The sequence below is a fragment of the Pseudomonas sp. SST3 genome, from assembly GCF_003325755.1.
Window position 1 is genome coordinate 1 of sequence record NZ_QORI02000059.1, and the last position, 7,641, is coordinate 7,641.

The 7,641-nt window shown below is 58.6% G+C and carries 5 protein-coding genes and 1 pseudogene; all 6 read left to right on the top strand.

Annotated features, from left to right (window positions below):
• Nucleotides 1-1,395: pseudogene (gene yidC, locus DQ405_RS23090) on the top strand (membrane protein insertase YidC); the annotation flags it as partial.
• A 69-nt stretch (nucleotides 1,396-1,464) separates the two neighbouring features.
• Nucleotides 1,465-2,832, top strand: a complete 1,368-nt coding sequence (mnmE, locus tag DQ405_RS23095) for a tRNA uridine-5-carboxymethylaminomethyl(34) synthesis GTPase MnmE (protein WP_168426279.1) — start codon at nucleotides 1,465-1,467, stop codon at nucleotides 2,830-2,832.
• A gap of 548 nt (nucleotides 2,833-3,380) precedes the next feature.
• Nucleotides 3,381-5,273: a tRNA uridine-5-carboxymethylaminomethyl(34) synthesis enzyme MnmG gene (gene mnmG, locus DQ405_RS23100; protein WP_168426280.1), complete on the top strand. Its 1,893-nt coding sequence runs from the start codon at nucleotides 3,381-3,383 to the stop codon at nucleotides 5,271-5,273.
• On the top strand, nucleotides 5,273-5,920 hold the full coding sequence (rsmG, locus tag DQ405_RS23105) for a 16S rRNA (guanine(527)-N(7))-methyltransferase RsmG (RefSeq protein WP_168426283.1): 648 nt from the start codon (nucleotides 5,273-5,275) through the stop codon (nucleotides 5,918-5,920). The genes mnmG and rsmG overlap by 1 nt, the downstream gene beginning before the upstream one ends.
• 19 nt (nucleotides 5,921-5,939) lie before the next feature.
• Nucleotides 5,940-6,728, top strand: coding sequence for a ParA family protein (locus tag DQ405_RS23110; RefSeq protein ID WP_168426281.1), 789 nt, complete (start codon nucleotides 5,940-5,942; stop codon nucleotides 6,726-6,728).
• Nucleotides 6,729-6,738: 10 nt separating this feature from the next.
• Nucleotides 6,739-7,611, top strand: coding sequence for a ParB/RepB/Spo0J family partition protein (locus DQ405_RS23115; protein ID WP_168426282.1), 873 nt, complete (start codon nucleotides 6,739-6,741; stop codon nucleotides 7,609-7,611).
• The last annotated feature ends 30 nt before the right edge of the window (nucleotides 7,612-7,641 follow it).

Genomic DNA, 7,641 nt, shown 5'->3' on the forward strand with positions numbered 1-7,641 from the left:
TCGCGATCGATCCTCGTGGCGGCGACATCGTTGATCTACGCTTGCAGAYCTCGTCGCCAGGATCGACCGGATGTACCGTTCCAGCTTTTCGAGCGAAGCGGTGAAAGAACCTATGAAGCCCAGAGCGGCTTGATAGGCGACGGTCCAGACAAGGCCACCGGCCGGCCGCTGTACAGCAGCGAACAGCAGCAGTATCAGTTGGCAGAAGGTCAGGATCAGCTGGTCGTCGATCTGAAGTACAACGAAGACGGCGTCAACTACACCAAGCGTTTCACCTTCGATCGTGGCGATTACGATCTGGGCGTGCGCTATCTGATCGACAACCAGAGCCAGGAGCCCTGGACCGGTTATATGTTCGGTCAGCTCAAGCGTGACGACAGTGGCGACCCGTCATCCAGCACAGCAACCGGAACCGCGACCTATCTGGGCGCAGCACTCTGGACCAAGGACGAGCCTTATACCAAGGTGTCCATGGGCGACATGGATGACAAGAACCTGAAAAAGACTGTCGAAGGCGGGTGGATCGCCTGGCTGCAGCATTACTTCGTGACGGCGTGGATTCCTGCACCTGATCAAGTCAATCAGGTGCAGACCCGCAAGGACAGCCAAGGCAACTACATCATTGGTTTCACGGGCCCTGCGATCAATATCGCCCCGGGAAGCCAGGGTGAAACATCCGCTACGCTGTATGCCGGCCCGAAGAGCCAGGACAAGCTTGAGGAGCTCTCTCCAGGCCTGCGGCTGACTGTCGATTACGGCATTCTCTGGTTCATTGCCCAGCCTATCTTCTGGCTGCTGGAAAATATTCACGCACTCCTAGGCAACTGGGGCTGGTCGATTATCGTACTGACGATCATCATCAAGCTGGCCTTCTTCCCGCTCTCGGCCGCCAGCTATAAGTCGATGGCACGCATGCGCGCGGTATCACCGAAGATGCAGGCGCTCAAGGAGCAGTTCGGTGACGATCGCCAGAAGATGTCCCAGGCGATGATGGAGCTGTACAAGAAAGAGAAGATCAATCCGTTGGGCGGTTGTCTGCCGATTCTGGTACAGATGCCCGTGTTCCTCGCGCTTTACTGGGTACTGCTGGAAAGCGTCGAGATGCGCCAGGCCCCGTGGATGTTCTGGATCACTGATCTGTCGATCAAGGATCCATTCTTCATCCTGCCGATCATCATGGGCGTGACGATGTTCATCCAGCAGCAGCTGAACCCCACGCCGCCGGATCCGATGCAAGCCAAGGTGATGAAGCTGCTGCCGGTCATCTTCACCTTCTTCTTCCTCTGGTTCCCGGCGGGCCTGGTGCTGTACTGGGTGGTCAACAACGTCTTGTCGATCGCACAGCAGTGGTACATTACCCGCAAAATCGAGAGGCAGACCGCAGCCGCCGCCTGATCTGCTGAGTCAACAGAACGCCCCTTGATTGGGGCGTTTTGCTTTTCCGATCCTCCTGGGAGAGTACGCATGAGCCAAGACCACGAAACCATCGCTGCAATTGCCACCGCGCCGGGAAGAGGTGGTATCGGCGTCGTGCGAGTTTCCGGGGCACGGGCAAAGGCGGTGGCCATCACGCTTAGCGGACGTGAGCCCATAGCCCGACACGCACACTACGGTCCGTTCCACTCCGATGACGGTGAGGTCATCGATGAGGGGCTCATGCTGTTTTTCCCGGCCCCGAATTCCTTCACGGGTGAAGACGTGCTGGAACTTCAAGGCCATGGCGGTCCTGTCGTAATGGATATGCTGCTGCGGCGGTGCGTGGAACTCGGAGTACGGCTGGCCAGGCCGGGTGAGTTCAGCGAGCGGGCTTTCCTCAACGACAAGCTGGACCTTGCACAGGCTGAGGCGATCGCCGATCTGATCGAGGCCAGCTCAGCCCAGGCGGCACGTAACGCGGTGCGCTCGCTGCAAGGCGAATTTTCCCGTCGAGTACATGATCTGACGGAAAAGCTGATCCAGCTGCGCATCTACGTCGAGGCAGCGATCGACTTTCCTGAAGAGGAGATCGATTTTCTGGCCGACGGCCGCGTACTGGCTTTGCTGCAGGCTGTCAGGCAGGAACTGAGCGAGGTGATTCGCGAAGCCGGTCAAGGCGCGCTGCTGCGTGAGGGCATGAACGTGGTAATCGCTGGGCGCCCCAATGCCGGGAAATCCAGCCTGCTCAATGCGTTGGCGGGCCGCGAGGCCGCGATTGTTACCGACATCGCCGGCACTACTCGCGATGTGTTGCGTGAACACATTCATATCGATGGCATGCCCCTGCACATCATTGATACCGCGGGCCTGCGGGACACCGATGATCAGGTGGAACGAATTGGCGTGGAGCGGGCGATCAAGGCGATTGAGGATGCTGACCGGGTTTTGTTGGTGATAGACGCCAGCGCATCACCTGTACATCAACAGAACCCCGATTGGCCCGATTTCCTCGTGGTCAGGCCAGATCGCGCCAAGACAACCCTTATCCGCAATAAGGCCGATTTGACCGGAGAGAACGCCGCTCTATCAGTCGACCCAGACGGCTACAGCACTTTGAGCCTTTCGGCGCGATCTGGTGATGGGCTGGAAATGCTCCGAGAGCACTTGAAGAGCTGCATGGGCTACGACCAGACCGCAGAGAGCGGCTTCAGCGCCCGCCGCAGGCACTTGGACGCGCTGCGGCAAACAGCCGAGCACCTTGACCATGGGCATGCGCAACTCACCCTCGCGGGGGCGGGAGAGCTATTAGCCGAAGACCTACGCCAGGCCCAGCAGGCACTCGGCGAGATTACCGGTGCCTTCAGCTCGGATGATCTGTTGGGACGTATCTTTTCGAGCTTCTGCATCGGCAAATAGCTCGAATGAAGTTCTCGGCGCTGCGGCGTCAGTTCCGGCAGCTCACTTCATGTTGAGCTGCAGTTACCGGGTGTCCGCATTCCCGCTCTAGTGAGCTTTTGATCCGCTTTCTCACCATCCTATCGCTGGCCTGGTTTCTTTTTTGCCAAACAGGCCATCCAGGAGCTCTGTGGAAAACCTACCTTGAGACCGGTCCATAACCCTATGGATAAACTGTTGGAAAATACGCCTGTGTATAACTAGGCATTTAATACACAGGCTGCCAACCGGTACTGCACCGCTACAGCCCAGGATCGGCACAAGGTTTCTATAGACTGAACGTCTTTCAAAGCGCGGCTTACAGAGCTTTATCCACAGATAATCGCTGCATATTTATAAACATAGAAATAAGCTTTAAATAATTTCTCTATCTTTTTATCTATGGCTTGCATTTTAGCCAGCGCCCTCTACGGCTGGTCATTTTTTGTGCAAGGGCCTTCTTTCACAGGCCTCCAACCCCTATACTTGCGCGTTTCCCAGAACTCATCTGAACAGGCACGAGGTGCGTGGTGGATTTCCCTTCCCGTTTTGACGTCATCGTTATCGGCGGTGGCCATGCCGGTACCGAAGCTGCATTGGCAGCCGCTCGAATCGGCGTGCGGACTCTGCTGCTCACTCACAATGTCGAGACTCTCGGGCAGATGAGCTGCAATCCGGCGATTGGCGGTATCGGCAAGAGCCATCTGGTGAAGGAAATCGATGCGCTCGGCGGCGCCATGGCGACCGCGACGGACAAAAGCGGAATTCAATTTCGCGTACTCAACAGCCGCAAAGGTCCTGCAGTGCGTGCAACCCGTGCTCAGGCTGACCGAGTGCTCTACAAGGCCGCAGTCCGCGAAACCTTGGAGAACCAGGCGAATCTTTGGATATTTCAACAAGCAGCTGATGATCTGATCGTTGAAGCGGACCAGGTCAAAGGCGTGGTCACCCAGATGGGACTGCGCTTCTTCGCTGATTCGGTAGTCCTCACGACAGGGACCTTCCTGGGCGGACTTATCCACATCGGTTTGCAGAACTACTCCGGCGGTCGCGCGGGCGACCCGCCCTCCATCGCGCTAGCCAAACGTCTGCGTGAACTGCCGCTTCGCGTCGGCCGTCTGAAAACCGGGACGCCGCCCCGCATCGATGGACGAAGCGTCGACTTTTCGGTAATGACCGAACAGCCAGGCGATACCCCCATCCCACCGATGTCGTTTCTGGGCCATGCCGCGCAGCATCCGAAACAGCTCAGTTGCTGGATCACCCATACCAATGCGCGGACTCATGAAATCATCGCGGCCAACCTCGACCGGTCACCAATGTATTCCGGCGTCATCGAAGGCGTGGGGCCACGCTACTGCCCGTCGATCGAGGACAAGATCCATCGCTTCGCCGACAAGGACAGCCATCAGGTCTTCATCGAGCCCGAGGGCCTGACGACCCATGAGCTCTACCCCAACGGTATCTCCACTTCGTTGCCATTCGATGTTCAGCTGCAGATCGTGCAAAGCATCCGCGGCCTGGAACAGGCCCATATCGTTCGTCCCGGCTACGCCATCGAGTACGATTATTTCGATCCACGCGACCTCAAATACAGCCTGGAAACCAAGGTTATCGGCGGGCTGTTCTTTGCTGGCCAGATCAACGGCACCACCGGTTACGAAGAAGCCGGTGCTCAAGGACTGCTCGCCGGCACCAATGCCGCGCTACGCGCTCAGGGTAAGGATAGCTGGTGCCCGCGTCGCGACGAGGCTTACCTCGGTGTGCTGGTAGACGACCTGATTACGCTTGGGACTCAGGAGCCGTATCGCATGTTCACGTCGCGCGCCGAGTATCGCCTGATACTTCGCGAAGACAACGCCGATCTACGGCTGACCGAAAAGGGCCGTGAGCTGGGGTTGGTGGATGATGTTCGCTGGGCGGCGTTCGAGCGCAAACGCGAAGGCATTGAGCGAGAAGAACAGCGCCTGAAGAGCACCTGGGTACGCCCGGCAACGCCACAAGGGGAGGCGATTGCCGAACGCTTCGGCACCCCGCTGACCCACGAATACAATTTGCTGAACCTGCTCGCTCGACCAGAAATAGACTATCGGGGCCTGGTTCAGCTCACCGGAGCGGGTGTAGAGGATCCTCAGGTGGCCGAGCAGGTCGAGATCAGGAGCAAGTACGCCGGCTACATCGATCGCCAGCAGGAAGAGATTACGCGGCTGCGGGCAAGCGAGAATGTCGCGCTGCCTGCGGATCTGGAGTACGCGACCATCTCTGGACTGTCGAAGGAAATCCAGCACAAGCTTTCCCTCGCACGTCCCGAAACGCTTGGGCAGGCGTCGCGGATCCCGGGCGTAACCCCAGCAGCCGTTTCCCTTCTGATGATTCATCTGAAAAAGCGCAGTGCCGGGCAGACGCTGGAGCACAGCGCTTGATGGAAGCCGAATACACGCGCTACGCCGAAGAACTCAAGCAGGGTGCGGCACTACTGGGTGTTGAGCTGAGCGAAGCGCAGCAAGCGCAACTGCTCGCCTATCTGGCGCTGCTGCACAAGTGGAACAAGGCTTATAACCTGACCGCCGTTCGTGATCCGGCGGAGATGGTTTCGCGTCATCTGCTCGACAGCCTCAGCGTTGCACCGCACGTGGAGAAAGGCGGCGCGCGCTGGCTCGATGTTGGCAGCGGTGGCGGAATGCCGGGCATTCCGCTGGCCATCCTGTTTCCGGAGCGAAGCTTCACGCTGCTCGACTCTAACGGCAAGAAGACCCGCTTTCTCACCCAGGTCAAGCTCGAGCTGAAACTCACCAACGTTGAAGTTGTCCACAAGCGGGTCGAGCAGTTCCGGCCAGAACAGCCGTTTACCGGAATCACTTCGCGGGCGTTCAGTTCGCTGAATGATTTCGCCAGCTGGACGCGTCACCTTGGCGATCTGGATACCCGTTGGCTCGCCATGAAAGGTGTGCAGCCGGACGACGAGCTGCAGGCGCTGCCAGAGGACTTCCAACTGGAGTGCTGTCTGGTTCTCAAGGTTCCCGGTTGCCAAGGGCAACGCCATCTGCTGATACTGCGCCGCACTTCATGACTCCGGACAGACACTGACCATGGCTAAAGTATTTGCCATCGCCAACCAGAAGGGCGGTGTCGCCAAGACGACCACCTGCATCAACCTGGCCGCCTCGCTTGTTGCGACGCGGCGCCGGGTGCTGCTCATTGACCTCGACCCGCAGGGCAACGCCACGACGGGTAGCGGTGTGGATAAGTTGAGCCTGGAATACTCGATCTATGACGTACTGATCGGCGAGTGCAGTTTGGTCGACGCGATGCAGTTTTCCGAGCATGGCGGTTACCAGTTATTGCCGGCCAACCGTGATCTGACGGCTGCCGAAGTTGCCCTGCTCAAATTACCGACCAAGGAGCATCGCCTGCGCGAGGCGCTCGCCCCGGTACGGGAGAACTACGATTACATCCTCATCGACTGCCCGCCCTCGCTGTCGATGCTGACGATCAACGCGTTGACGGCTGCGGACGGCGTGATCATCCCGATGCAGTGCGAGTACTACGCGCTCGAAGGGCTGACTGATCTGGTCAACTCGATTCAGCGTATCGGTCAGGCGCTGAACCCTTCATTGAAGATCGAGGGCCTGCTGCGGACCATGTACGACCCGCGCAGCAGCCTCACCAACGATGTCACCGAACAGCTCAAGACGCATTTCGGCGAGAAGCTCTACGACACGGTAATCCCCCGTAACGTGAGACTGGCCGAAGCGCCTAGTCACGGTATGCCGGCGCTGGTCTATGACAAGCAATCGAAGGGCGCCTTGGCCTATTTGGCGCTGGCAGGTGAATTGTCGCGCCGCCAGCGCCGAGCCGCCCGCAGCGCAACCGCATAAGGAAATTTACATGGCGACCAAAAAACGAGGCCTAGGACGCGGACTGGATGCCCTGCTCGGCGGCGCCAATGTGACGGCAGTGCAGGAGGAGGCGGCTCAGGCCGATGAGCGGGAGCTGCAGCAGCTGCCACTCGACGTCATTCAGCGTGGCAAGTACCAGCCACGGCGCGACATCGACCCGGTGACGCTCGACGAGCTGGCGCACTCGATCCGCACCCAGGGCGTGATGCAGCCGATCGTCGTTCGTTCGATCGGTTCAGGTCGTTACGAAATCATTGCCGGCGAGCGCCGTTGGCGTGCGAGCCAGCAAGCTGGATTGGACAAAATACCAGCACTGGTACGCGACGTATCCGATGAGGCGGCCATCGCCATGGCACTGATCGAAAACATCCAGCGCGAGGACCTCAATCCCATCGAGGAAGCTGTAGCACTGCAACGATTGCAACAGGAGTTTCAGCTGACTCAACAGCAGGTTGCCGATGCCGTAGGTAAATCGCGCGTGACGATCAGCAATCTGTTGCGTCTGATCGCCCTGCCGGAGGAGATCAAGACGCTTCTGTCTCATGGCGATCTGGAAATGGGGCATGCCCGCGCACTGCTTGGGCTACCAGCAGAACAACAGGTAGAAGGAGCGCGTCACGTTGTCGCAAGGGGACTGACCGTGCGCCAGACCGAAGCACTGGTCCGGCAGTGGTTGAACAGTACGGGGCAGCCGAAAAGCGAGCCGAAAAGCGATCCGGACATTGTTCGCCTTGAGCAGCGCCTCGCTGAGCGTCTGGGTTCTCCCGTGCAAATTAAGCATGGCGAAAAAGGCAAGGGACAGTTGGTGATCCGCTACAATTCGCTGGATGAGCTGCAAGGTGTGCTTGCACACATCCGCTGAAACAAAATTTATGTAGTGGCAGTCGGAAAC

Excerpts from the sequence above, each read along its gene's own strand:
- DQ405_RS23115 (WP_168426282.1), top strand. The coding sequence starts at position 6,739 with ATGGCGACCAAAAAACGAGGCCTAGGACGCGGACTGGATGCCCTGCTC.
- rsmG (WP_168426283.1), top strand. The coding sequence starts at position 5,273 with ATGGAAGCCGAATACACGCGCTACGCCGAAGAACTCAAGCAGGGTGCG.
- DQ405_RS23110 (WP_168426281.1), top strand. The coding sequence starts at position 5,940 with ATGGCTAAAGTATTTGCCATCGCCAACCAGAAGGGCGGTGTCGCCAAG.
- mnmE (WP_168426279.1), top strand. The coding sequence starts at position 1,465 with ATGAGCCAAGACCACGAAACCATCGCTGCAATTGCCACCGCGCCGGGA.